The 24,234-nt window shown below is 57.8% G+C and carries 19 protein-coding genes and 1 pseudogene; 5 read left to right on the forward strand and 15 right to left on the reverse strand.

Annotated features, from left to right (window positions below; all coding sequences use genetic code 11):
• Positions 1-11 precede the first annotated feature (11 nt).
• The 11 genes and pseudogenes from ACR1XY_RS13185 to ACR1XY_RS13235 form a co-directional block, all read right to left on the reverse strand.
• The gene (locus ACR1XY_RS13185; RefSeq protein ID WP_480593956.1) at positions 12-749 is read right to left on the reverse strand and encodes a Gfo/Idh/MocA family protein; all 738 of its coding nucleotides are present in this window, start codon (positions 747-749) and stop codon (positions 12-14) included.
• Positions 750-764: 15 nt separating this feature from the next.
• Positions 765-1,043, reverse strand: a pseudogene (locus tag ACR1XY_RS13190) (Gfo/Idh/MocA family protein); the annotation flags it as partial.
• A gap of 18 nt (positions 1,044-1,061) precedes the next feature.
• Positions 1,062-1,202, reverse strand: a complete 141-nt coding sequence (locus ACR1XY_RS13195; protein ID WP_480593868.1) for a hypothetical protein — start codon at positions 1,200-1,202, stop codon at positions 1,062-1,064.
• Positions 1,195-1,869: a hypothetical protein gene (locus ACR1XY_RS13200; RefSeq protein WP_480593869.1), complete on the reverse strand. Its 675-nt coding sequence runs from the start codon at positions 1,867-1,869 to the stop codon at positions 1,195-1,197. Before ACR1XY_RS13200 ends, ACR1XY_RS13195 begins: the two co-directional genes overlap by 8 nt.
• Positions 1,859-3,049, reverse strand: coding sequence for a Gfo/Idh/MocA family protein (locus ACR1XY_RS13205; RefSeq protein ID WP_480593870.1), 1,191 nt, complete (start codon positions 3,047-3,049; stop codon positions 1,859-1,861). Before ACR1XY_RS13205 ends, ACR1XY_RS13200 begins: the two co-directional genes overlap by 11 nt.
• The gene (locus ACR1XY_RS13210; protein ID WP_480593871.1) at positions 3,036-3,872 is read right to left on the reverse strand and encodes a citryl-CoA lyase; all 837 of its coding nucleotides are present in this window, start codon (positions 3,870-3,872) and stop codon (positions 3,036-3,038) included. The genes ACR1XY_RS13205 and ACR1XY_RS13210 overlap by 14 nt, the downstream gene beginning before the upstream one ends.
• Positions 3,869-5,761: a bifunctional sugar phosphate isomerase/epimerase/4-hydroxyphenylpyruvate dioxygenase family protein gene (locus ACR1XY_RS13215; RefSeq protein WP_480593872.1), complete on the reverse strand. Its 1,893-nt coding sequence runs from the start codon at positions 5,759-5,761 to the stop codon at positions 3,869-3,871. The genes ACR1XY_RS13210 and ACR1XY_RS13215 overlap by 4 nt, the downstream gene beginning before the upstream one ends.
• Complete coding sequence (locus ACR1XY_RS13220) at positions 5,761-7,056, reverse strand: TRAP transporter large permease (RefSeq protein ID WP_480593873.1); 1,296 nt, start codon at positions 7,054-7,056, stop codon at positions 5,761-5,763. The genes ACR1XY_RS13215 and ACR1XY_RS13220 overlap by 1 nt, the downstream gene beginning before the upstream one ends.
• Positions 7,053-7,628, reverse strand: coding sequence for a TRAP transporter small permease (locus ACR1XY_RS13225; RefSeq protein WP_480593874.1), 576 nt, complete (start codon positions 7,626-7,628; stop codon positions 7,053-7,055). Before ACR1XY_RS13225 ends, ACR1XY_RS13220 begins: the two co-directional genes overlap by 4 nt.
• A gap of 30 nt (positions 7,629-7,658) precedes the next feature.
• Positions 7,659-8,669 carry a TRAP transporter substrate-binding protein DctP gene (gene dctP / locus ACR1XY_RS13230; protein ID WP_480593875.1) on the reverse strand — a complete coding sequence of 337 codons (1,011 nt, stop codon included), beginning with the start codon at positions 8,667-8,669 and terminating at the stop codon, positions 7,659-7,661.
• A gap of 88 nt (positions 8,670-8,757) precedes the next feature.
• The gene (locus ACR1XY_RS13235; protein ID WP_480593876.1) at positions 8,758-9,849 is read right to left on the reverse strand and encodes a Gfo/Idh/MocA family protein; all 1,092 of its coding nucleotides are present in this window, start codon (positions 9,847-9,849) and stop codon (positions 8,758-8,760) included.
• Positions 9,850-10,057: 208 nt separating this feature from the next.
• Between ACR1XY_RS13235 and ACR1XY_RS13240 the strand changes: the two genes are divergently transcribed.
• A complete protein-coding gene (locus ACR1XY_RS13240; RefSeq protein ID WP_480593877.1) occupies positions 10,058-10,711 on the forward strand; it encodes a GntR family transcriptional regulator in 654 nt (217 codons plus the stop codon).
• A gap of 1,913 nt (positions 10,712-12,624) precedes the next feature.
• Here the strand turns inward: ACR1XY_RS13240 and ACR1XY_RS13245 are convergent.
• Both ACR1XY_RS13245 and ACR1XY_RS13250 read right to left on the reverse strand, forming a co-directional pair.
• The gene (locus ACR1XY_RS13245) at positions 12,625-13,701 is read right to left on the reverse strand and encodes a DUF2235 domain-containing protein (protein WP_480593878.1); all 1,077 of its coding nucleotides are present in this window, start codon (positions 13,699-13,701) and stop codon (positions 12,625-12,627) included.
• Positions 13,679-15,970: a xanthine dehydrogenase family protein molybdopterin-binding subunit gene (locus ACR1XY_RS13250; RefSeq protein WP_480593879.1), complete on the reverse strand. Its 2,292-nt coding sequence runs from the start codon at positions 15,968-15,970 to the stop codon at positions 13,679-13,681. The genes ACR1XY_RS13245 and ACR1XY_RS13250 overlap by 23 nt, the downstream gene beginning before the upstream one ends.
• A 139-nt stretch (positions 15,971-16,109) precedes the next feature.
• Between ACR1XY_RS13250 and ACR1XY_RS13255 the strand changes: the two genes are divergently transcribed.
• The 3 genes from ACR1XY_RS13255 (at position 16,110) to ACR1XY_RS13265 (ending at position 20,958) form a co-directional block, all read left to right on the forward strand.
• Positions 16,110-19,286, forward strand: coding sequence for a valine--tRNA ligase (locus ACR1XY_RS13255; protein ID WP_480593880.1), 3,177 nt, complete (start codon positions 16,110-16,112; stop codon positions 19,284-19,286).
• A 136-nt stretch (positions 19,287-19,422) separates the two neighbouring features.
• Positions 19,423-20,586, forward strand: a complete 1,164-nt coding sequence (locus ACR1XY_RS13260; protein ID WP_480593881.1) for a benzoate/H(+) symporter BenE family transporter — start codon at positions 19,423-19,425, stop codon at positions 20,584-20,586.
• Positions 20,587-20,625: 39 nt separating this feature from the next.
• Positions 20,626-20,958 (forward strand): DnaJ family domain-containing protein, encoded by a 333-nt coding sequence (locus tag ACR1XY_RS13265; protein WP_480593882.1) that lies wholly within the window; start codon positions 20,626-20,628, stop codon positions 20,956-20,958.
• Here the strand turns inward: ACR1XY_RS13265 and ACR1XY_RS13270 are convergent, their stop codons facing one another.
• Entirely contained in the window at positions 20,959-21,741 is a 783-nt protein-coding gene (locus ACR1XY_RS13270) for a crotonase/enoyl-CoA hydratase family protein (protein ID WP_480593883.1), read from the reverse strand.
• Positions 21,742-21,872: 131 nt separating this feature from the next.
• On the opposite strand from ACR1XY_RS13270, the gene ACR1XY_RS13275 reads away from it, so the two are divergent.
• Positions 21,873-22,982, forward strand: coding sequence for a pyridoxal phosphate-dependent aminotransferase (locus ACR1XY_RS13275; protein WP_480593884.1), 1,110 nt, complete (start codon positions 21,873-21,875; stop codon positions 22,980-22,982).
• 14 nt (positions 22,983-22,996) lie between these two features.
• Here the strand turns inward: ACR1XY_RS13275 and ACR1XY_RS13280 are convergent, their stop codons facing one another.
• Positions 22,997-24,187 (reverse strand): pyridoxal-phosphate-dependent aminotransferase family protein, encoded by a 1,191-nt coding sequence (locus ACR1XY_RS13280; RefSeq protein ID WP_480593885.1) that lies wholly within the window; start codon positions 24,185-24,187, stop codon positions 22,997-22,999.
• Between the last annotated feature and the right edge of the window lie 47 nt (positions 24,188-24,234).

The following is a 24,234-nucleotide window of genomic DNA, read 5'->3' on the forward strand; positions in this document are numbered from 1 at the left end:
TTGGCAAAGCCTTAGAGAGTGACCCAGTCCCCTCCGGACTGGTGAGAGCGCACAGAGGCATCAATGAATCGGACACCGTCTGCGCCTTGTTCGACACTGGGGTAAGCAAGCCAATCGGCCGGAACGGTAACGCCATCCCAACGCGCGGCCACGGCCATGGCAAATTCCGTATAGAGGTTGGCCCAGGCTTCGATAATCCCTTCGGGGAAGCCACGCGCGGTACGGATCAGACGTTCCGCACCGCGGCCGATGCCGTGCCCGTGACCTCGGCTGATGATACGATCCGGCTCACCAAACCGATTGAACTTCAGCTGCTCCGAATTCTCCAGATCCCACTCCAAGCCCCCTTCGCTGCCGAAGACCCGCAACCGCAACCCGCCCCGGTTTCCGGGGGCAAGGCGCGTTGCCATCAGAGTGCCCGGAACCTCGTTTTGATAGCGGGTGAACATGAATACCGTGTCTTCCAAAGGCTTTGGCGCGCCGCAAACATGAAACTCGGCGCGCAGGTGGGTCATTGGCAGACCCGAGACAAAACTGGCGAGATGCGCGGCATGGGTGCCGATATCACCGACACAGCTGGTCGGACCAGAAATCTTTGGGTCCAGCCGCCATTTGACGTGGGGCGCATCAGCCGCATCATCGGGCGTCATCCAGTCTTGCAAAAACTCAACATGTATTTGGTTGATTTTTCCGATAGCTCCGTCGGCCACGATTTGCTTGGCTTGCCGGATCACTGGAAAGCACGACATCGCATATCCGACGGCAAAGACCTGGCCCGTGTGCGCGACAGCCTTTTCCAGCCCTTCGGCCTCGGCGACTTCGTTCGTCAGTGGCTTATCGCACAGCACGTCAATGCCCGCCTCCAGAAAGGCTTTGGCCGCTTCGAAATGAACGTGGTTCGGGGTCGTGATCATGACGGCATCTACGCCATCCGGGCGCGACGCCTCGGCCTGTGCCATCTCGTCGAATGACGCATAGCACCTGTCTGCTGGCAGATACCACTCAGCCCCACGCGCCTTGCTGCGCGCGGCATCTGAACTAAGCGCGCCTGCGACGACCTCCTACCGGTCGGTCATCCGCGCAGCCTTTGCTTGCGTGACAGAGATCCGTCCTCCGCCAACAACACCCAGCCGCAAACGGCGAGACAACCGGGGGAAAGGGCCGTCGAAGTTCAGGTCTTCGGGTAAAAGTCTCTCAGCCATTCTGAACCTCCATATCCGGGACCCCTGCGCCCTCGGGCAGTATTTCCACCGCCATGAAGATGCTGGGGGTAATCGTCTCGTATTGATGCCATGGATAGTTGCCTTCAGCGTTATACATCGGCCTGTGCGTCGTGCCGGGGGCCATAAATTCCTCGAGGTAAAGGGTTTCAAGATCCCGCTCACGGCATTGCTGTATTTTGCCAAAGCCTACGATTTGCGTATGCACTTCGCGAAACCCCGGTACCGGGCAGAACGGGTGATCCTTGTGCAATCCGACATTCAATGGGACCGAACCGGAATGGTACATGGTCAGTCCAACGTTACCCACGAAGACCTTTGGCGACATGTAGTGGCTGACACCGCGCAGACGCTCCTCTTGGCGAACATCAAAAGCAGATGGCCATGTATCTTTCACCCATGCGAACAGCTCGTTGTCATCGGCATGGGCGTCGAAACCATAGACAATTACTGCGCGTTCCACGCCGTTAAGCACGCTGTCTTGCACGATCACAGACGAAAGCGGCGCAACGGTCTGATCCTCGACCGAAAGGCCCCTTCCCCCAAGGTTCAGAACAATTGCGCGACCCTCGACAGATATTCTGTCTTCATCGGTGATGTGCTGGACGCGAAAGAATGGCTGGGCAAAGTCGAGTGTCTCAATCGGCATTCGCCAACTCCTTCCTCTCATCGTTCAGGAAATCGACCGGCAAAGGCTCGGGTACCTCGCAACGGCTTTCTATCGTCTGATACGCTCCGAATTTCGGTGCCCGTTCAATTGCGTCCATGACCTCGAAAACGTGGTAGGCAAGCGCGCCACTCGCACGGGGTTGGCGTCCTTCTTTTGCGGCCAGGACGAGGTCCAAAAGGCCGATCCCGCGGCTGTCTTCATTGAACCCATGCTTGTTTTCGACCACTTGCCAGTCTTCGCGACCGGTTGGGCGAGGCTGATGAGACCAGCGCGAGGTGTCCCGCGTTTTCACCCAGACATCCCCCTGAAAGATATTGGCACCATGAACCGGGTCAGGGTCAGGGATGCTGATGGTTCCATCTTCACCATAGATCTCGAACCGCGGCGATTCGCTGTCCCAGACGTCAAAACTCATGGTCATCGACCCGATGGCACCGGACGAAAACTGCAATAGGCTTAAGGAGTGCGTGTCGACCTCGACATCCATCCATTCGCCGTTGCGAGGGCCGTTTTCGATCATCCGCTTGTCGAACGTGCGTCGCGCCATTCCGGCGACCCGGTCAATTTGCCCAAGGCAAAAAAACATGACGGTCAGGTAATAGGGGCCAAGATCCAGCAAGGGCCCGCCACCGACCTGGTAGTAGAAATCCGGGTTGGGATGGTGGCGCTCCGTCCCGTGGGTCCCGACATGGGCAAAAACCCCTGTTGGTTTCCCGATAGCGCCTTCGTCGATCAAGCGCCGAACGGTTTGCCAACGACCGCCCAGAAACGTGTCGGGTGCGCAACCGACCAGTAGCCCCTTTTCAGTGGCAGTATGCAGGATCGCTTTTCCATCCGATCGGTTCATGACCAGTGGCTTTTCGGAATATACGTGCTTGCCCGCCTCTAACGCACGCAGGCTGATTTCGGCATGCGCCGCCGGAATTGTCAGGTTTAGAACACAGTCGATTGTCGGATCGTCGAACACCTCATCCGGCGTGCAGACCTTGGCGATGCCGTATTGATCCGCCTTGGCGCGGCTTTCTGATGGATCGAGGCTTGCGCAAGCCACGACCTCGACGATCGAAAATTTGGATAGTGTTTTTAGATAGATATCACTGATACGACCACAGCCGATAAGGCCGACCCGGAAGGATTTCGATGTCTCACGTGTCATCATTCCTGTCTTCGTAGAGGGGTAAGTAATTCGGGGGCATCGGTCCTTTGTTCCGACCGCCCTGCCCCATCTGCTCCCAGGCGTGGGCGAGTATTCCGACCGAGCGGGACAGGCAAAACAACCCTCGCGACAAGGGCGCAGGAAAGCCAAGTTCGCAGAAGATCACAGCTGTCGCGCCATCGATATTCATGGCAATAGGTCGACCTCCGCGTTGACGACCGAGTTCGGCCTGAACCTCTTCTCCGACATCGGCAAACCGACCAGAAACTGTGCTTTCTGCCGCCGCATCACGAACAAGTTGCATCAATCGTGGTGCACGTGGGTCAACAGGCTTGTGAAACCTGTGACCAAAGCCAGATACGATCTTGCCGTGGGTCTCGCGCCAGCTGTCCAGACCGTCCTTCACAGCGTCATTCAACGATGCTCCGCAATCCATGCGAGCCGAGATATCATAGTACAGCTCTGCGCACTGCTCTCCTGCCCCGCCGTGCACGTCTCCCAGCATGTTCACCGCAGTCGCCATCGCATTATTGAGACCTACCCCGCAGGTCGCAGCCATACGCGCCGCCGCGATCGAGGGGGCCTGCGGACCGTGATCCACGCCTGCGACCAAAGCTGCCTCGAAAAGGCGCGCTTGTGCGTCGCTGGGCAGATCGCCCCGCACCATTAGCCAGATCATCTGCGGGAATGAAATGTTCCCGATCAGGTCCTCTATGGCGTTGCCACGAAAAGCGATCTGACCGGGCTTCATGTCGATGATGGAGGTACGCCACCATTGGCGAACGGCGCGCTCATCCATCGTCATGTTTTCATCCAGCACAATCATTGAGTCTGCACCTCTTTGAGCGTCTGGGTTTTGCTTTGCGCAGCGAGGCGAATGGGTGCATTGCGCGCACCGTAACCGGCATAGCCCATACGGCGTTCAACAATTTCGAAGAAGAAGCCGTTGAAGATGGGGCGGCTGTAGATCTGAAAATACTCAGCACCCGCTGCCCGATCATAGAGGATGTTACCCCGTTGCAATTGGGCGATCAGATCGTCATCCAATCCGAAAGTCGCTTGCAGATCAGCATAGTAGTTTTCAGGGATGGACAGGCTGGGAAAGCCGGACTTGAGCAACTGGGCTGAGGTTTCAAAAATATCATCCGACTGGAAAGCGATATGCTGAACACCGGCCCCAAATCCATCGTCAAGAAATGACGCTGCCAAAGTTCGACGCCCAACTGCCCCATTCAGATTCAGGCGCACTTCGCCCTCCAGGCTTTCGATAGCTTGACTTTGCACAACACCTGACGGGTCGGCGACGTTCACGATAGGGGATTTTGCCATCTCAAACGTCGAAATGTAGTAGAGCAGCCAGCTTTGCATCTCATCGTGACGCATCGTCTGGGCCAGATGATCGATACGGCGCAGACCGGCAGGCTGGGTCGCTTTGGTTTTTGCTACCGGTTCAAATTCGATATCCCATACCCGGTGCAGATCGGATTTCTCATCGATGAAATGGACAACATTGCCGCCGACACCACGGATGGCCGGGATATCCAGCTCTCCGGTCCCCACCGGTTGTGAGAAATCCGGTGCGCCCAACGCGGTGGCGCGCCGAACCGTCTGATCCGCATCTTTGACACGCAACCCCATGTCACAAACGGAGGGGCCGTGACCCAGGAACGCCGAATGGGCAAAGCCTTCCTTTTCGGTATTCACAACGATGTTTATCGCGCCCTGCCGCCACAACTCGACGGACTTGCTCACATGCTTTCGCTCCATTCGAAAACACATTGCTGACAACATATCTGCCAGCTGCGCGCCGCTTGTTTCGTCGGCTGTAAATTCGACGAACTCAAAGCCTGACGCATAGACGCGTTCCGGTAGGCCCGGGATGCCGAAATCGGTTCCCGGCTCGGTCCGGGATACCTCATCCAGGACGTTCACCAGCGACCTGTAGCTGTCTCGGGCCAGTGTTCGGCCACCGGGTTGAGGAGCTGCTTCGTTGACGCGCGCAATGGACCAAGGCCCCTTGTACCCAGCGCGGGACAACACCCGCACAAATCCCGCAAGGTTCAGCGACCCAAGCCCCGGAAGAAGCCCAAAGTGCCGCTTGAGCCGACGTATATCCATCTCAAGCCGGGGTGCATCGGACAGTTGCACATGGAACAGCCGCTCTCCGGGAATGCCCCGAAGGCGGGCTGGTTTGGACCCGTCGGCAAGCGAGAAGAAGGAGTTCAAGGCCAGCCCCAAATGAGGGCTGTCGATTGCTTCAACGACGCCTAACGCCTGCTCATCCGAATGAATAAGATCCGACCATGGCAAGCCCATATAGGCCAGACGCAACCCCATCTCTTTCGCGATCTGGGCCGCCTCGCCAAGATCTGAGATTACCTGTTCTTCGGTCGCAGCGGCATCGACCTCGAACGCAGACCCCATGAGCAGTAGTTCCGTTCCCAACTCACTCATCAGGTCGAGTTTGCGCTTCAGTCGATCAAAGGCGCGCTCACGTCCGGCATCGGGCTGGCCTTCAAGGTTATGGAAGGGTTGTAGCAGGCAAATCTTCAGGCCGAGGTCCGACGCAATATCGCGGATGTGCGAAGGCGGCCCGTCAAACGCGGTCAGGTCAGGTTCGTGCAACTCGACGCCCCCGAATCCCGCTTCAGCGATAGCACTTAGTTTTTCGGCCAGATCACCGGGGATCGACGTTGTCGAAACCGAGAGGCACATTATCCCTGATATCCAAACATACGCGGCAACCACAGGACCAGATCCGGCATCAGCATCATTATCACTAGAGCGTAGATGAGAACCGCGAGGAAGGCCCAGATTTCCGAGATGATTTCACGCAGCGGAATGTCCGTTACGGCGTTGATCACAAAGAGTAGAATGCCATAGGGAGGCGTGATCAGACCGATCATCGAGTTCACGACAACCAACACCCCGAAATGCACCAGATCAATCCCGAGCGCTTCGCAGGTCGGAATGAACAGGGGCACAATCACCAGGATGATCGTTGTTGCGTCTAACACGCATCCCAGCGCGAGGATCAGCAGGTTAACCAGGATTAGGAACACAATCGGGCTGACATCAGAACCTTCCAGCAAGGCCGAGATCGACTGTGGAATCTGCTCCTGAATGACGATGAAGTTCAGAATGAACGCGCCACCGATGACTACCCCAACGGCTGCCGACGAACGGGCACTGTCAACGAAGACCTGATAGAGACCACGGAACGACAGGGCGCGATAGAAGAACGCTGCCAGCAGCAGGGCATAGAATGCGGCCACCGCGGCGGCCTCGGTCGGTGTAGTGACACCCCCGTAGATGCCATAGAGCAGGATCGCAGGCATCAACAGCGCCGGAAACGCGTTGGCGGTTTTTGCGGGCAACTCGCGCAGAGGAATGGGTTCTTCCAGGGCAAAGTTTCGCTTTCCGGCCAGATAGTAATTCATCGCCATCAGAACGACGCCCATGATCAGGCCCGGCAGAATACCAGCAAGGAACAACGACCCGATAGACGCCTTTGAGACCAGCGCATAAAGAACCATCGGGATCGAGGGCGGAATGATCGGACCAATCGTCGCCGACGCCGCAGTGATTGCGGCTGCATAGCCCCGGCTGTAACGGCCATCTTTGGTCATCATCTCAATGATAATCTTGCCGATGCCTGCCGCGTCCGCGACTGCAGAGCCGGACATGCCGGAAAATATCAGCGACGCGACCACGTTGACGTGACCGAGGCCACCCTTGAACCGCCCGACCGCAGCGACGCAAAAGTTTAGAAGACGGTCCGTGATCGACCCCGCGTTCATGATATTTGCAGCGACGATGAACAATGGCACGGCAAGCAGGATCGTGCTTTTGTAGAAGCCTTGCAGGATTTTTTCACCCGCCAGCGCGACGTCCAGACCAGCGACGCCCAGATACATCAGTGACGCCAAAAGGATGGAATAGCCGATAGGGGTCCCGATGCCTGCCAGAACAAAGAGTGTGAGCAGGCAAGAAAGAAGTTCGAAACTCATTTTCTTGCGCCCTCGTCTTCTTCCACGTCAACGCGGGGATGTTCGTCGACCACGTTGTATCCCACGACCATTTCAAGTTCAGTTTTTGGTGGGCCGTTGCGCATGATGTCAAAGAACAGCCAAGCATACCGCGCGGCAACGACCAGCATGAACACGGCATAGATCGAAAACACGGTGCGCAGCGGTATCTTCTCGCCCGAGAAGGGATTGCGAACCGTCGCGGTCTTGCGGATTTTCATCCAGTCGATGTAGTCCCACGTCGGTAGGAAACTGTAGAGCATCCCGACCACGATTGCCGCAGCCGCGAGCATCGCAAAGACCTGACGGACGCGCCGGGGCACAGACAGATAGATAATGTCGAACTTTACGTGATCCCTCTCGCGCACGATGAAAGCGCAGCTGAAGAAGATCACCCAGACCCAGAGAATGCCAATCAGTTCAAGAGTCCAACCGGCGGGCGTAAAGAAGTACCGCAGAAGAATTTGCAGAAGGAAGATCAGGAAGATTGCCGCCAGCATCCCGCCGGCAATCGCTTCGGTCAGTCGGGAGAACCCCTTTATGAAGCCTTTCATTGCGGTTCTCCCTTCCTTCTTCAGATGAGCTTAGTTGCCCAGAGCGTTGATCTGCTCCAGAACACCGTCCGGCCATGATCCGGCGAACTCGCTTTCCAGATACATCGACTGTACCTGATCCCGGAACGCCGCGAGGTCGGGCTCATAGACCTCCATGCCCTGCTCTTTCAGGAAGCTAACAAGGTCCTCTTCTTTCTGAAGCTGCTTCTGGCGACCAGCTTCAGCCGCTGCGTCGGCAGCTTCCTGAACCTTGGCTTGCTGTTCCGGTGTCAGCCCGTCCCAAACTTCTTTGCCGATGGCGATGTAGTTCAGGTCAACCAGATGAGACGTCAAAACGATCTGATTGGTCACTTCGTAGAACTTTGCGTCCACAACGGTCGGCAGTGGATTGTCCTGACCGTCAACGGCACCGGTCGACAAAGCCGTATATACCTCTGAGAACGCCATTGGTGTCGGGGCAGCACCCAGTGCTTTGCCAAGGAACTGCCATGCATCTGTGCCCGGCATCCGCAGGTTCACACCTTCCAGATCAGCCGGAGTGCTGACGGTCAGTTCGTCCTTGGGTTGGCGCAGGTTCACCTGACGTCGCCCCAGATACATGACCGACAGCAGTTTGACGCCCAGTTCTTCTTCGGCCTTCTGTTTAAAGGCATCCATCAAGGGATCGTTGAAGACAGCCACCTGATGCGCGGCGTCCTGGTGAACATAGCCTGCGGTAAAGATCGAAAACTCAGGGAAGAACTGTGCCAGTTCCTGCGCCGAGGTGATCGACATTTCCAGGTTACCCCGGCTGATGGCGTCCAACTCGGTGCCTTGGGCGAATATGGTTCCATTATAGCTGGGCTCGTAGCTTGCGAAATCAGCGACCATGGGCGCGAAAACCTCGGCCATGGCGACCGAACGCTGGTCGGTCTCCGATCCTGATGTTGCGAGGCGAAGTTGCACTTTGTCTTCTGCCAGCGCACCGCTTGTTGCGCTAAACAAAACACCGGTTGCAACCAGGGCTGATACAGCAGCCCGGCGGGTAAGTTTGGTAATCACTTTGCTCCTCCCTGAGACATCATGATGTATTTTTCCGATTCTGAGTTTTGACCTATTTTGATAATTTTGCAAGATTTTTTACAAAATATCAGATATTTTTCATTACCTGCGATCTCTGTTGTTGCGTTTCCTGAAGGTTTCCTATCCTGACAGTCTCGCCAGTCCTGCAGGAATTCTGAATGGCTTCAATAACTTGAAGTGTTCTAAAACCTTCCCATCCAGACACAATTGGATCTGCTTCGCGCCGAGCAACTTCAACAAAGTGCCTGAGTTGATTGACCAGAGGGTCAGAGGCACCCTTCTTCAGCGCGGTTGATGAGATTGGCGTCCACCAATCCCTTTGCTCTCTCTGGTAACTCCACAGGCGAAGATCGGGAACAGACAACGAACCATGAGAGCCACCTATCATGTAGCTACTCTCAGTGGTAGAAGGATAGATTGGATATTCCTGAGACGTCATCTCCCAGCTCCACGGAGCGACGATGCTGTCGGACACACTTATGGTCCCAATCGCCCCGCTTTCAAACGTCAACAACGCACCAGCAACATCTTCGTTATCATAACCCCGATGCGATGCAGCCGACTGGGCCTGTACGGTCACAACTTCTCCGGCCAGGTACCGCAGCAGATCCACATCGTGGACCAGATTGACCGAGATAGGCCCTGCACCTGGTTTCTTTCGCCAGGGCGCAGCGTCAAAATACTCGTCTGGCTTATAGAACCAGCAATTCGCATGGACAGCGCGAACATCTCCAATCTTCCCATCCACAATGGCTTCTTTAGCTGACCTGATCAGAGGATTGTGCCGACGATGATGTCCGACCATCAGAGGCACATTGGCCTTCTCCGCTTCCTGAACAAGCTCCAGTGCTGCAGCGGCTTCCACGGCGATCGGCTTTTCGACGAGAACGGGGCAACCGTTTCGAACACACGTGAGGCCTTGTTCGACATGAAGCGTCGTGGGGGTCGCAAGCACAGCTCCATCCGGCGTCAGATTTGCAAACATCTCGCCAAGGGTATCGTAAAACTCGACCCCGTGCTCAACGGCGTACGCACGGCCTTCGTCGCTGGGATCAACTACCGCGACAAAATCAACATGGCGCAACGCTCGGATGGCGTCTGCGTGGCGGCGTCCAACAAGGCCAATGCCGACAATGGCAATGCGAAAGTTCTTAGACACTTTGCTTCCTTCCGGAGGGTCCGGGAAAACCCGGAACCGATGTTTGCGACCGGGCTGCATTGCCCAATTTGAACATGACCGTATTGGGGTTTTTGCGATTCCGCAATAATGTATGATATTTTTATTTATACCATACATCAGTTTGGATTGCTGATGTCTCTGAAAAATGCTAGTTGAACGAAGAAACTGATAATATCGGGTGAAACGTATGGCGAAACAGCCGTCTACGATAGGTGCAAGCACCTATCAGCGCATCAAGCGGGACATCATCTTCGGGGAGCTGCAGCCCGGCTCCAAACTGAAGCTGGACGCCTTGAAGGAGCGCTACTCGGCAAGCCTTTCGACACTTCGTGAAACGCTGAACAGGCTCGCCAGTGACGGATTTGTAGAAGCTCCCGAGCAACGAGGTTTCCTGGTCACGCCGGTTTCACGAGAAGACCTGACCGAGATTTCAGAGCTGCGGGTCCTGTTGGAATGCCACGCTTTGGAGTTGTCCATTGCGAATGGCGACACGGACTGGGAAGGCAACCTTGTTGCCGCACATCACAAACTGCACCTGATGGAACAGCAGCTTCTTAAGGGCGACGAGTCCGAGAAAGAAACCTGGAAACGATATGATTGGGAGTTTCATCAAGCGATGATCGCAGCCTGCAACTCCAAGAACCTTTTGTCTCTGCACTCGATCATTTATGACAAGTATCTGCGGTATCAGATGCTCGTGCTGACCTATCGCGGCGAAGAGGCCGTAAGGGAGCACAAGGGCATGTTCGATGCCGCATTGGCCAGAGACGCGGGCACCGCAATCAAGCTGTTGAAAGATCACATCCGAAACGGTCTCTCACATACGCTGGAGGCTATGTAGCTCGCTGTTGTTGCTGCCTTTCACCAACAACTGGATCAGCGACACGGGACCTGATAGGCAAGTTTAATACCTGTGCTTACCAGACGAATTTCGTAAGTTCATTATTCAACATCCTAACCCCGCTGCATCAGGCGGCCTTATTAACAGGGATGAGAACGCTAAGCTTCCGCAACCAAGGGTTGCTCTGCACCACCATTACAAACCCCAAACGTCCCAGTAGCAATTTTATGTGAAGCGATCTCTGGTTGAGTGATGGCCGTTCATTGGAACGAGTACGAAAGGCTGCCTCGCGAGACGATGCTGTCGTTGACCCTTCGAAATCGAACGGCTGCTTTGCGCACTCGGCTACCGCAACGAAAAACACCATGGGCGGAGAGCGGAAATTCGCTGCGACAACCACCAACGGCTGAGATGAGAATAAAACGGAACTTTGAACTCAACCTCGTCTGTACTGACGAGACAAAGGTTGCTTGGATAACTTCAAGTGGATTGAGAACGGCACTCGAATTCAGAATCGCCGAAAGCTCTGATCCGTCAATTTTCGTGCATCAACCCCACTCCCTGCTATTGCTTGCGATGAGCGTCGCTTCGATCGGCGACACATTAGAAACTCGCGCTGCAAAAAAATGTTAGCTATGAGAAAGGAGAACGGAATCTGATCTCGATAATCGAATTCTCTCCAACCATACCCTTGTCCGATATCCAGGAGACAAGTGATTTCCTGAGGAGAACCTGGGCATGTCTACGTGATGACGCCAAAGTTGGCTTTAAATACATTGGTACGAGGCGTTTCCAACACCTGCCGCGAAGGTCCGGTTCCCGCCCATTTTTTAAAAAACAACGTGTTCTGGCACATAGAGTGACGGCGCAGCCTACGCTTCCGCACTTGTTTTGGGGCAAGTGGGATTTGGACAAGCCAAACGCCCCTGGCCATCAGGGGTAAGACGCTGCCTTCTCCCTCGGGCAAACCTGTTAGATAACACCGTGTCCTCGGCAGCGCCTGCGGGCCGCACCACTATTGTCGAATAGCATTGCCTCGCCAACATCCGCGTTCGCCACGTGGCAGATCAGCAGGAACAGGCGTCTTCGGCGTCTGATCTGCAAATAAGCCCAGATTTTCCCAAAAGGAAGTCAGGATCAATGAGATCGGTCTAGGTGCTGGATAAAAGAAGTGAGGCGAAAATGGCAAGGTTTTGTCGCTGGTGGCAGAACTGTGTGTCGCCCTACACCATTTGATCGAACTGTCTTCGAGCCGGACTATTCCTTCGGAACTTTCCCATTCGGAATACAGGCCAGGTATCTCGTGGTTTGGATTGCACCTACGGTGCCGTTGATCCTTTCAGTTATGGTTTTCATCGGGCTGCGCCGGATACCCGCTTTCCTCTCCCATACCCTTTTCGGCGCCACAATTCTTATTGGAGTTTTCTTCACACTAGCCTCTGGCGTGCTCTCTCTGTTTTCCACCATTCAACTGCTCCATGGTCTTACCTTGACAATTGCATTGGGCTTGGGTTCCCATCTGGTCCGGAAAAGATAGGAACGTATGTCCCTCACGTTTTGCAATGCTTGGAATAGCGGTGTCGGTTGTCGCAGCGCTGTGGTCTTTGCTGACCGTCCCGATGATCCTTGTTTAAACACGTGTGATCGCGGATGGTTCATCCTATTGCATGGCCGAACATGTGGAAAATTCTCCGATCGAAACCTTGCGCCAACTACGTGGGTTTTCATTCTACACAGCAAAGGCCGGCTACAAGTCGACTTCCGAATGGTACTTTCACGGTCTGCTAATTGTCGATGATCCCGAAGAAGAACGCATCTTCAATTGGTCGCCGCGACGAAGGTGTTTCGATCTGGTTGAGCGCCCGGATGCGCTGATCAAACCAGTCACAAAGGTCTGCGTCCCCGGCTGGCCCCTACTGAGCCGGATGCGACGGCAAATCCGGCATCGGCACCCAGCCCGGTAATTCATCCGGTGCGACCGAGACATGCAGGCGTTCTGAGGGATCGCGCCCGACTTTCCGGTGCTTGCGCAACAGAAAAATCTTGCCCCAGCCGCGCCAGGTTCCGACCGAAGGCGCGGTGGTCGCAGTCGGGAACCGGTCGCGCCAGCCGTCCGGCAGAGGCAACCCGTGCAGCTCGGCCTTGTCCAGCATCCAGATCAGGGAAATGTTGCTGAGCGGCCGCGCCTCTTCGAACCCGTTCAGTTGCCCACCGACATCGCCATGGGTGCCCCGGAACCAGACCTGTTCGACGTGACCATTGAAATCAGAGGTACACTCCCACAGAACCGGTTCATAAACCTCGCGCGTCTCGTCCAGCGCCATGGCGTGATAACCGTGCCGGGTAGCAGGTCCGAGCTGATGATTGTGGAATGCGTGCTTTTCCTCGGCCCGGCGCCACAGCAGCGGCAGGCGCAGGCCCAGCGCTTTGACAGTGTCCCAGACACCGATCATCTCGATGGCGATTTCTTCGTGGCAGAACTGATCGCGGAAATACCGGGCTGCTGTGCCGTCGGGATTGCATTCGTAGTGGCGGTAGGCCTGTTTGATATTGCGCACGGTGGCGTGCTCGGCCTTGAGCAGGCCAATCATGTCGATCACCCCGGCAAGGCTGCGCACGCCGTAGGCCCCGCGCGAATAACCGATAAAATAGATCCGATCACCGGGTTTGTAGCGCGACGCCAGATAGCCATAAGCGCGACGGATCTGCCGGTTGATCCCGCGCCCCATCATCACGTCCAGCGAGGTTTTCCAGCTTTCCCACTGGACCCCCGCTTCGTAGAACACCGAGACCTTGCCACCCATTTCCTGACACAGACGGAACGCCTGACCCGCATGGGTTTCAAATCCCGGCTCCAGAGTCGACATGGTGCCGTCGAGGATGATGACATGGCTGACAGGCTCACGGTGCAGCGCCTCGGCCGAGTGCTCGGACCGCAGAGGCCGCCCGAGCCATCCCAGTACCTTTCTACTCAGCCGCGACAGAACCATGTGTCAACAATTCCCATACTCTGCTGGGTGTGAAAGGCATATCCGCCTGCCGCACCCCGTGATCCCAAAGCGCGTCCTGAACCGCGTTTGCCACAGCGGCCAGCGCGCCCACGGTGCCGGCCTCTCCGCAGCCTTTCATACCCATCGGGTTGGAAGTTGACGGAACCGGCGCCGAGGTAAACTTTATCATGGGTATCTCGGCCGCGCGGGGCAAGGCGTAGTCCATCAACGAAGCCGTGAGCAGTTGCCCTTGCGCATCATGCACAACATGCTCGGTCAGGGCCTGTCCAATGCCCTGGACCACACCGCCATGCACCTGCCCTTCGGCCAGCATCGGATTGATAAGGTTACCAAAATCATCAACGACTGTATAGTGGTCCACCCATGTTTTACCGGTGAAAGAATCGATAACGATTTCGGCAACGTGTGCGCCGTTGGGATAGCTGCGGGCATCTAGGTTGGCGCGCGCTTCGTGCTGCAGCAGGTCGGTGCGGCCATCGGCGCGAGCCATCTCAGCCGCCTCGGTCAGGGTCGGTGTCAGGTTCGATCCGGGTGCGCGGAATGTTTCGTGATCAAAACTCACGTCAGCCTCCTCGATCCCCATCTTATCGGCAAGGTAAGGCATGAATGCGGCGATCATTACGTCGATTGTCGCCAGCGTCGCCGTACTCTGCACGGTGACCGAGCGCGACCCGCCTGTACCGCCACCGTGGGGCAGTTGATCACTATCCCCCTGAACGATGGTGATCCGGTCCATGGGAATGCCCGTTTGGTCCGACAGGAACTGGGTATAGGCCGTCTCATGCCCCTGCCCGTTTGACTGTGTCCCGACGTAAAGGTTCACGGTTCCATCCTCACAGAATGCGATCTTCGCGTTTTCGGAGGGGTCGCCCAGAATGCTCTCGATATAATAACACAGCCCTTGCCCCCGGATCAGTCCGCGCTCGGCATCGGCAGCTTTGCGGGCAGCAAAACCCCGCGTTTGTTCACCCGCACGGGTCAGGACCATATCGAAATCGCCGACGTCATAGATTTCGCCTGTCGCGGACTTGTAGGGAAACAACTCGGGCCGGATAAAGTTCTTCCGCCGCAGCTCCCAAGGGTCGACACCCAGCTCGCGTGCAGCTCGGTCCATGACCCGTTCAAGCACATAGATCGCCTCAGGCCGTCCCGCCCCGCGATAGGCGTCGACCTGCGTGGTGTTGGTATAAAAGCCCTCGACCCGCAGATAGGTGGTCTGTACGTCATACCCTCCCATAAGCACCTTGCTGAACAGGTCGGTTTGAATCGCCTGCCCGAAATGGCTGTTGTAAGCTCCCAGGTTTACCTTGCTGTGGACACGGTAGGCGGTGATCCGGTGATCGGCATCAAAGGCCAGCTCGGCCAGAGAGGTCAGGTCGCGGCCATGATGATCGGACAGCATCGCTTCGGACCGATCCGACATCCAGTGAACGGGCCTGTCCAGTTTCATCGCGGCTACTGCGACACAGAAATACTCAGGGTACGGCATTACTTTCATGCCGAACCCGCCCCCTACGTCCGGGGTGGTGACACGGATAGTTTCCGGCTTCAGTTTCAGCTTCTGAGCCAGCTGCCCGCGCATAGCCCAGACACCCTGTCCGCCATAGGCAAAATGCAGCCGCCCATCGGCCCAATGCGCCTGGCACCCGCGCGGCTCGATGGAAGTGATGATCACCCGGTTGTCAGCCACGTTCAGTGAAACCGTATGGGCGGCTTGCTGAAACGCGGCTTCGGTCGCGGCCTCATCCCCCAGCCCCCAGTCAAAGGCGCGATTGTCAGGGGCTTCGGGGTGCAGCGGCTCCCCTCCGGCATCGACATCCAGCTTGGCGGGCAAATCGTCGGTCTCCAACCAGATCAACTCGACCGCATCGCGGGCCTGCATCGGGGTGTCCGCGATCACTACCGCCACCGGCTCGCCGACAAACCGAACCCGATCCTTCGCCAGCATATGCCGGTCAGGTGCCGCCGCTTTGGAGGCATCCCGGTTGGTCACTGTTGCCGCGTTCAATACTGTATCGATCCCCGCTTCGGTCAGATCGTCCAACGCCATGACCAGCCGCACACCTTCCACCTCGCGCGCGGCATCCAGATCCAGAACGGTGATCCGACCATGGGCAACCGGGCTGCGGAAGAAGGCGGCGAACAGCGCGTCGCTTGGCACTACATCATCCATGTACTGCCCCTGCCCGGTTAAAAAGCGCTGATCCTCGGTCCGTTTAAGCGGTTGGCTTTTTCCGAACCTTTTCATTGCATGCTCCCGTCGATGCCCTGCAGGCGACATTAGGCTGCGCCAGTTCGTTGTCCAGTGCGTCCGCAGACCCTTCCCCTTCCCTTGCGCATTCGCTATTGCAGGCGCTGACCCGAGATTGATGACGCAGGACGCACCCATGGCGATGGAAAAGACATTCAACGCGGCCGAGGCCGAGGCCCGCATTTACAAGGCCTGGGAGCAGGCCGGAGCCTTCAAGGCAGGCGCGAACAAATCACGCGACGAGAGCTTTACCATCATGATCCCGCCGCCCAACGTGACGGGCGCGCTGCACGTGGGTCACGCGTTCAACAACACGCTGCAGGATATTCTGATCCGCTGGCACCGGATGCGCGGGTTTGACACGCTTTGGCAGCCCGGTCAGGACCACGCAGGCATTGCCACGCAGATGCAGGTGGAAAAGATGCTGGCTACCACCCAGCAGCCCGGTCGCCGGGAACTGGGGCGCGAGAAATTCCTTGAGAAAGTCTGGGAATGGAAAGGCGAGTACGGCGGCACGATCATCGAGCAGTTGAAGCGCCTGGGTTCCTCCTGCGATTGGTCTCGCAACGCCTTTACCATGGCCGGTGCGTCGGGTGATCCGCGCACGGGCCATGAGAACTCGGCCAACTTCCACGACGCGGTGATCAAGGTTTTCGTCGACATGTACGAAAAGGGCCTGATCTATCGCGGTAAGCGTCTGGTCAACTGGGACCCGCATTTCGAGACCGCGATTTCCGACCTTGAGGTCGAGAATATCGAAGTCGCGGGCCATATGTGGCACTTCAAATACCCGCTGGCCGGGGGCGAGACCTATACCTATGTCGAAAAGGACGAGGACGGGAACGTCATCCTTGAGGAAGAGCGCGACTACATCTCGATCGCCACGACCCGCCCGGAAACCATGCTGGGCGACGGTGCGGTTGCGGTTCACCCGTCGGATGAGCGATACGCGCCAATTGTAGGGAAGCTTTGCGAAATCCCGGTTGGTCCGAAAGAGCATCGCCGCCAGATCCCGATCATCACCGATGACTACCCCGATCCCGATTTCGGCTCGGGCGCGGTGAAAATTACCGGCGCGCATGACTTCAACGACAACATGGTCGCCAAACGCGGCGGCATTCCGATGTACCGCCTGATGGACACCAAGGGCGCGATGCGGGCCGATGGTGCGCCTTACGCCGACGAGGCGGGAAAAGCGCAGGAATACGCGCGTGGGCGTGAGTTCACCGAGAACGAGATCGACGCCATCAACCTCGTCCCCGATCACCTGCGTGGCCTCGACCGGTTCGAGGCACGTGCGAAGGTGGTTGAAGAAATCACCGCCGATGGTTTGGCCGTGATGACCCGCGCGGATGATCCGCGTCTGGGTTCGACCGCGTTGAAGCCGGACCACGAAGGCGCAGACAAGCAAGTCGCGCTGGTCGAGAGCAAACCGATCATGCAGCCCTTCGGCGACCGCTCGAAGGTTGTGATCGAACCGATGTTCACCGACCAGTGGTTCGTAGATGCCGAAAAGGTCGTCGGCCCCGCTCTGGATGCGGTCAAGGACGGCACAGTCAAGATCATCCCTGAATCGGGCGAGAAGACCTATTACCACTGGTTGGAAAACATCGAGCCCTGGTGCATCTCGCGCCAACTGTGGTGGGGGCATCAGATTCCGGTCTGGTACGGTCTGGATTTGTCCGCAGAGAATTTCATGGATGATGAAAATGACGGCAATCTTGATCTCGTTGAACTGGGCCGGTTGCTCAATGAAGGTGGCATGTTGCACCGTGGCAGCGTCATGGAGTGTGCGCCGACATTCGAGGCGGTCACTGAAAAGTTCCTCAATGACAATGCCGACATTCCCAGCCCGCTGAGCCACGCTACCGTCGTTGAAGTCGCGGACAAACACGAGGCAATGCATCGGTTCGCCGAGAGCCTTGCGCAGTATGCGGTTGAACAGGACCCAACCAAGCTGGTCTATCCGGTCTGGCGCGACCCCGACGTCCTCGACACCTGGTTCTCCTCCGGCCTCTGGCCGATCGGCACGCTGGGCTGGCCTGAGCAGACCGAGGAGCTAGAGCGCTACTTCCCCACGGACGTTCTGATCACTGGCTTCGATATCCTGTTCTTCTGGGTCGCCCGGATGATGATGATGCAGCTGGCCGTGGTCGATCAGATCCCGTTCCACACCGTCTACCTGCACCAGCTCGTCCGCGACGAGAAGGGTAAAAAGATGTCCAAAACCACCGGCAACGTCATCGACCCGTTGGAAATCGTGGACGAATTCGGCGCCGACGCCTTGCGCTTCACCAACGCCTCGATGGCGGCGATTGGCGGCGTGCTGAAACTGTCCCGCGAACGCATCACCGGATACCGGAATTTCGTCACCAAGATTTGGCAGGCTTCGTCCTACGGCTGCAACGTCATCGGTGCCTTCGACGCCGAGCGCGGCGCGATGCCGCCCAAGGCCAGCCTGACGCTGAACCGTTGGATCATCGGTGAAGTCGCCAAGCTGCGCGAAACGGTTGATAGCAGCTTTGAAAGCTATCGCTTTAACGACGCCGCGCATGCTTTGTATTCTACCTTCTGGAACACCTTCTGTGACCGGTATCTGGAATTCACCAAACCGATCTTCCAAGGGGATGACGAAGCCGCCAAAGCGGAAACACGTCAAGTCTATGCGTGGGCAATCGATCAATTCATGATCCTGATGCACCCTGTTATGCCCTTCGTCAGTGAGGAAATCTGGAACGCCACGTCGAGCCGTGGCTACGAGACCGGCGACACTTCCAAGATGCTGGTTCATCAGGATTGGCCAACTTACTCTGCGGCGGACCTCGTTGACCACGAAGCCGAAGCCGAAATGAACTGGGTGATTTCGATGATCGACAACACTCGCTCGGCGCGGCAGCAAATGCGCGTTCCAGCGGGTCTGTTCGTTTCGATGCTGGTTACGGATATCGATCCGAAAGGTCAGGAGGCTTGGGATCGCAACGAAGCGCTTATCAAAAGTCAGGCTCGCATTGAAAGTTTGACCAAAGCGGATTCGTTTCCCAAAGGCACGATCTCGATTGCCGCTCCAGGCGCGAGCTTCGGCCTGCCTTTGGCGGATATCATCGACATCGGCGCGGAAAAGGAGCGGCTGGAGAAAGCCAAGGGCAAGCTGGCCAAGGAACTGGGCGGTCTGCGAGGACGCCTGAACAACCCCAAATTCGTGGCCTCGGCCCCGGAAGAGGTTGTTGCTGAAGCCAAGGCCAACCTTGCAGCCCGCGAAGAGGAAGAAGCAAAACTGAACGAGGCGCTCGCCCGTCTGGCCGAAATCGCCTGATCTTGATCCTTTCACAAAACGCTTAAATCCAAACCCCACCTCCCAATCCGGCGGTGGGGTTTTCTTTTTACGCAGGGACTTGCCCCCAAAGCCTAACCCTTGTTAGCAATTGCCGGTGGCAAGCCCCGAGGTCAGAATGGCACGCACAATTCCGCCGATCCGAACCGTCTCGACCGGGCTGGTTGTGGCTATTGTCGGGTTCTTCAGCTCATTCCCCATCGTGTTACAGGGATTGGCAGCCATGGGGGCGTCACCGTCGGAATCCGCCTCAGGGCTGATGATGGCCGCCATTGCCATGGGGCTGGCGGGCATTGGCCTCAGCCTGTGGTACCGGCAACCCATCAGCGTCGCGTGGTCGACGCCGGGCGTCGCGCTGTTGGCTGTGTCCGCGATGCCCGCGGCGGGTTTCTCGGATGCCGTAGGGGCGTTCCTGTGTGCAGGCGCGCTAACCGTGCTGGCCGGGCTTTGGCGCCCATTGGGGCGGTTGGCCGCAGCAATTCCGACGACGCTGGCACAGGCAATGCTGGGAGGCGTTCTGCTACCCCTGTGCATCGTCCCGTTCAAGGCAGCCGTTGACCTGCCCTGGCAAGCCTTGCCGGTGATCCTGACGTGGTTCATCGCCGGGCGTATCAATCGACTGTGCGCCGTCCCTGCGGCGGTGATCGCTGCAGCGATTGTTGTGGTCCTGAATGCAGGCGATACACCGGTTGCACTATCTCATCTGATGGCCGCACCGGTCTGGACGATGCCGACTTTCTCGCTGGCTTCCATCATCGGCATCGGAATCCCGCTTTTCATTGTAACTATGGCAACACAGAACATCCCGGGCATCGCGGTGATGCGAAGCTTTGGTTATACGCCTGCGCCTGGTCGGCTGTTTTCTTCGGTGGGTGCGGCCAGCATTCTGTCAGCCCCGTTTGGCGCTCCAGCCACCTGCCTCGCCGCGATCACCGCCGCGATGTGTTCAAACGAGGACAGCCACCCCGACCCGGCCCAGCGCTATTGGTCGGCCGTGATGGCGGGTGTGTTCTATTGTCTGTTCGGTATCTTTGCGGTGGCGATTACCGGTTTTGCTGTACATGCCGATCCTTTGCTGATGGGTACATTGACGGGAATTGCGCTGATCGGGGTTTTGGCCAATGCAACCCACGCGGCACTTGAGGTGACTGCCGAAAGAGAAGCCGCAATTCTGACCTTTGCCATCACAGCCTCTGGCATTTCGGTCTTTGGTCTGGGGGCGGCCGTCTGGGGATTACTGGCAGGTGGGATCGTCTATCTTGTGACACTTCGAGCACGGTAGCCGCTTTAAAAGCAATAATGGCTGAGATATCCTCTCTCCATGCTTGGATCACTGGGAAAACTGATCGAACACCAGATCAAAAAGGCACAGTCCGAGGGCCTCTTGCAGGGTCTCGAAGGCGAAGGACGGCCTCTGCCAGACCGCTCCAGCGAAGCGCAAAGTGACCCCGCAATTGCAGCCAGTCATCGGATCATGGCACAGGCCGGGGTCCTTCCCGAAGAGTTCGAGATCAAGAAAAGGCTGCACTCGGCGCGAAAGAACTACGCCAGCCTGACCGACCGGGATGAACGCAAAGCCGCCATGGCCCGGATCGCGGACCTTGAGATGCGATACAATATGGCACGCGACGCGCGGCGGGCTTTTATGCGCTGATTACTTGAACTCGGGCTTGCGGCCCTGCATCTGCGCCATCACGACCTCCATCTGATCGGGTTTGCCAATCAGTTCGACCTGTTCAGCGGATTCCTCCATCAGAACCTCAGCGCGGGGCTTGGTCTCGGCCACTTCGATCAGGCGTTTGGCGGCCCGGATGGCCGAGGGGCTTTTGCCCGCGATGTCTTCTGCCAGCGCCTGCGCCTCGGTCAACGGGTCGTCCGAGAGTTTGGTCACCAACCCCCAATCCGCCGCCTGCTGCGCGCCAATAGGACGCGCGGTGTAGGTCAGCAAACGCAGCACGTCCGATCGCACGAGTTGCGGCAACAGGACCATCCCGCCCATATCGGGGATGATGCCCCATTTCATTTCCATCACCGCCAGCTTCGCCTCGGGGTGTGCGATACGGATGTCCGCGCCCAGTGCGATTTGCAGACCACCACCATAGGCCACGCCCTGAATGGCGCAGATCACCGGCACCGGCACGCGCCGCCAGACCAAGGCCAGTTCCTGCATCTCGTTGGCGTCTTCATGGCTGCGGGCCATCAACCACTCGGTCGGGTCCATATGGGCCATCTTGGCAAAGCTGGCCATGTCGAGCCCGGCGCAAAAACTCTTGCCTTCACCCGACAGAACCACGGCACGCGCGTCCGAGGCCGCGACCTCTTGCCCGGCCGACAGAAGCGCCTTGACCATCGCGTCATCCAGCGCGTTCATCTTGTCGCCGCGCGTCAGGGTGACATGAGCGATGTGATCTTTGTACTCGACGGATACGCGTGTCATGAAGACCTCCCAAACTCTCTTGCCCCAACCATGCCCGGAAGGCTCACCGAGTTCCACCGCAACGTCGGGGCACGTTTGGCGGTGCTATTGCAGGTGTTGCCTGACGGGCGACCTTGGGTTTATCTCGCTGCATGACTGACCCACGCTATACCCCGCTTGCCCTGTCACTGCCCGCAACCGTGCCCTTTGTCGGGCCCGAAACCCAAGAGCGTCAGCGTGGCGCGCCTTTTGTGGCCCGGCTTGGCGCGAATGAGAGCATCTTCGGCCCCTCCCCCCGTGCAATCCAGGCAATGGCGGCGACAGATATCTGGATGTACGGCGACCCCGAGAATCATGACCTGCGCAATGCGCTTGCGGATCACCACGGGGTAAAACCGGAAAACACTGTGGTTGGCGAGGGTATTGATGGCTTGCTGGGTTACCTCGTACGGCTTCTGGTTGGACCGGATGATGCGGTTGTCACTTCGGACGGGGCTTACCCCACCTTCAACTACCACGTCGCGGGCTATGGCGGCGTGGTACACAAGGTGTCATATCAGGGCGACCACGAGAACCCCGCGGCGTTGTTCGCCAAAGCGGCTGAAGTGGATGCAAAGCTGGTCTACCTGGCCAACCCCGACAACCCGATGGGCAGTTGGCACAGCGGCGCTGAAATCGTCGCCGCGATGGAGGCTCTGCCCGAAGGATGCCTGCTGGTTCTGGACGAGGCCTATGTGGAATGCGCGCCCGAAGGCACCGCAGCCCCGGTCATGGCGGATGATCCGCGCGTGATCCGGATGCGCACCTTTTCCAAGGTCTACGGCATGGCCGGGGCGCGGGTTGGCTATGCGATTGGCGCGCAGGGGTTGATCGAAGCTTTCAACAAGGTGCGCAACCATTTCGGCATGAACCGGGCCGCACAGGCAGGCGCCCTGGCCGCATTGCAGGATGCTGAATGGCTGACCCATGTGCAGGCGCAGATCGCGGCCGCACGCGACCGGATTGTACAAATCGCTCAGAATAACGGGCTGGAGCCGCTGCCCTCTGCCACGAATTTTGTGGCCATCGATTGCGGGCAGGATGGCGCCTTTGCCAAGGCAGTTCTGGAGGCACTGGTGACACAGGGTATCTTTGTGCGCATGCCCTTCGCCGCTCCACAGAACCGGTGTATCCGTGTCAGCTGTGGCACGGCGGCGGATCTGGACGCCTTTGCCGCCGCGCTACCGAATGCCTTGGCAATAGCGCGTGGAGACGAACGATAAAAGGCGCCCGTACCTTAATGGGAAAGAACAGCGGCAGCGGCCTCAAGCGCGCCTTTGCCGCGCGGGATGTTAAGCGCGGCCATTGCCGTCTCCATCCCGCCCAGCATAGCCATTACCATCTGACCGTTCACATGGCCCATATGACCGAGACGGAAAAAGCCGTTCCAGTCTTCCATGCCAAGGCCGATACCCAGCGTCAAACCCATCTGTCCCTCGGTAAACTGGCGCAATGGCGTACCGCGCTCATCCGTCAGGCACAGGGTGGTGACGGCATGGCTACGTTGGGCGCGATCCGCGACGTTCAGGTGTAGCGCGCCACCTTCAGCCCAGTTTTCGCAGGCTGTCCATATTGCAGTGGCAAGGCGTTCGTGGCGCGCCCAGACATGCTCGATGCCTTCTGCGTGAATCATGTCCAGTGCCGCGCGCAGTCCAAACAGGTGATGCGTCGGCGCAGTACCATTGAAATACTGATAGAACAGGTCCGGGTTCACGCGCGGCTGCCAGTCCCAATACTGAGAGGCTCGCGGCATTTCGGCCCGCTTGGCTTGCGCTTTGTCGTTGAAAAAAACAAAGCCAACACCCGCCGGAGTCATCAGCCCCTTTTGGCAAGCGGTGACCATGACATCGACGCCCCAGGCGTCCATCTCGAACCGGTCACAGCCAAGCGAGGCGATGCAATCCGCCATCAAAAGCGCCGGGTGGTGCAGGTCGTCCAGCAGCGCCCTCAGCGCCGGGACGTCGTTGCGGATGGAGCTTGAGGTATCCACATGCACCGCCAGAACCGCCTTGATCCGGTGGCCTGTATCCGCGCGCAGAGCGTCCGCTATACGCTCCAGATCCCACGGTGAGGACGTGCCGAAATCAATCAGCTCGACCTTGGCTCCGATTGCCTCGGCCATTTCGGCCCAGCCATGGGTGAACCGGCCCGAAGCCGGAGCCAGCACGGTTTCCCCCGGCGCGATAACGTTTGACAGCGCGGCCTCCCACGTACCGTGACCGTTGGCGATATAGATGGCGACGTGATGCTCGGTCCGGGCCACACGCTTCAGATCGCGGGTCAGAGCGGGCATCATCTCGATCAGTTCACCGTCATAGATATTGGGCGATGGGCGATGCATGGCCTGCAGAACCGCATCGGGCATGACCGACGGGCCGGGAATAGCCAGATACTCGCGACCCCGCGCGCGAGAGACTTGGTTTGTCATGGGATCAACCTGTTTGAATTGCCCCCACCCTAGCGCCGCAAAAGGTG

It is taken from the genome of Ruegeria sp. AD11(2025) (genome assembly GCF_056542405.1).

Excerpts from the sequence above, each read along its gene's own strand:
- ACR1XY_RS13220 (WP_480593873.1), bottom strand. The coding sequence starts at position 7,056 with ATGAGTTTCGAACTTCTTTCTTGCCTGCTCACACTCTTTGTTCTGGCA.
- ACR1XY_RS13245 (WP_480593878.1), bottom strand. The coding sequence starts at position 13,701 with ATGGTTCTGTCGCGGCTGAGTAGAAAGGTACTGGGATGGCTCGGGCGG.
- ACR1XY_RS13225 (WP_480593874.1), bottom strand. The coding sequence starts at position 7,628 with ATGAAAGGCTTCATAAAGGGGTTCTCCCGACTGACCGAAGCGATTGCC.
- ACR1XY_RS13260 (WP_480593881.1), top strand. The coding sequence starts at position 19,423 with ATGGCACGCACAATTCCGCCGATCCGAACCGTCTCGACCGGGCTGGTT.
- ACR1XY_RS13195 (WP_480593868.1), bottom strand. The coding sequence starts at position 1,202 with ATGGCTGAGAGACTTTTACCCGAAGACCTGAACTTCGACGGCCCTTTC.
- ACR1XY_RS13255 (WP_480593880.1), top strand. The coding sequence starts at position 16,110 with ATGGCGATGGAAAAGACATTCAACGCGGCCGAGGCCGAGGCCCGCATT.
- ACR1XY_RS13280 (WP_480593885.1), bottom strand. The coding sequence starts at position 24,187 with ATGACAAACCAAGTCTCTCGCGCGCGGGGTCGCGAGTATCTGGCTATT.
- ACR1XY_RS13210 (WP_480593871.1), bottom strand. The coding sequence starts at position 3,872 with ATGATTGTGCTGGATGAAAACATGACGATGGATGAGCGCGCCGTTCGC.
- ACR1XY_RS13240 (WP_480593877.1), top strand. The coding sequence starts at position 10,058 with ATGGCGAAACAGCCGTCTACGATAGGTGCAAGCACCTATCAGCGCATC.
- ACR1XY_RS13200 (WP_480593869.1), bottom strand. The coding sequence starts at position 1,869 with ATGCCGATTGAGACACTCGACTTTGCCCAGCCATTCTTTCGCGTCCAG.
- ACR1XY_RS13185 (WP_480593956.1), bottom strand. The coding sequence starts at position 749 with ATGTCGTGCTTTCCAGTGATCCGGCAAGCCAAGCAAATCGTGGCCGAC.
- ACR1XY_RS13205 (WP_480593870.1), bottom strand. The coding sequence starts at position 3,049 with ATGATGACACGTGAGACATCGAAATCCTTCCGGGTCGGCCTTATCGGC.
- ACR1XY_RS13270 (WP_480593883.1), bottom strand. The coding sequence starts at position 21,741 with ATGACACGCGTATCCGTCGAGTACAAAGATCACATCGCTCATGTCACC.
- ACR1XY_RS13250 (WP_480593879.1), bottom strand. The coding sequence starts at position 15,970 with ATGAAAAGGTTCGGAAAAAGCCAACCGCTTAAACGGACCGAGGATCAG.
- ACR1XY_RS13265 (WP_480593882.1), top strand. The coding sequence starts at position 20,626 with ATGCTTGGATCACTGGGAAAACTGATCGAACACCAGATCAAAAAGGCA.
- ACR1XY_RS13275 (WP_480593884.1), top strand. The coding sequence starts at position 21,873 with ATGACTGACCCACGCTATACCCCGCTTGCCCTGTCACTGCCCGCAACC.
- ACR1XY_RS13215 (WP_480593872.1), bottom strand. The coding sequence starts at position 5,761 with ATGTGCCTCTCGGTTTCGACAACGTCGATCCCCGGTGATCTGGCCGAA.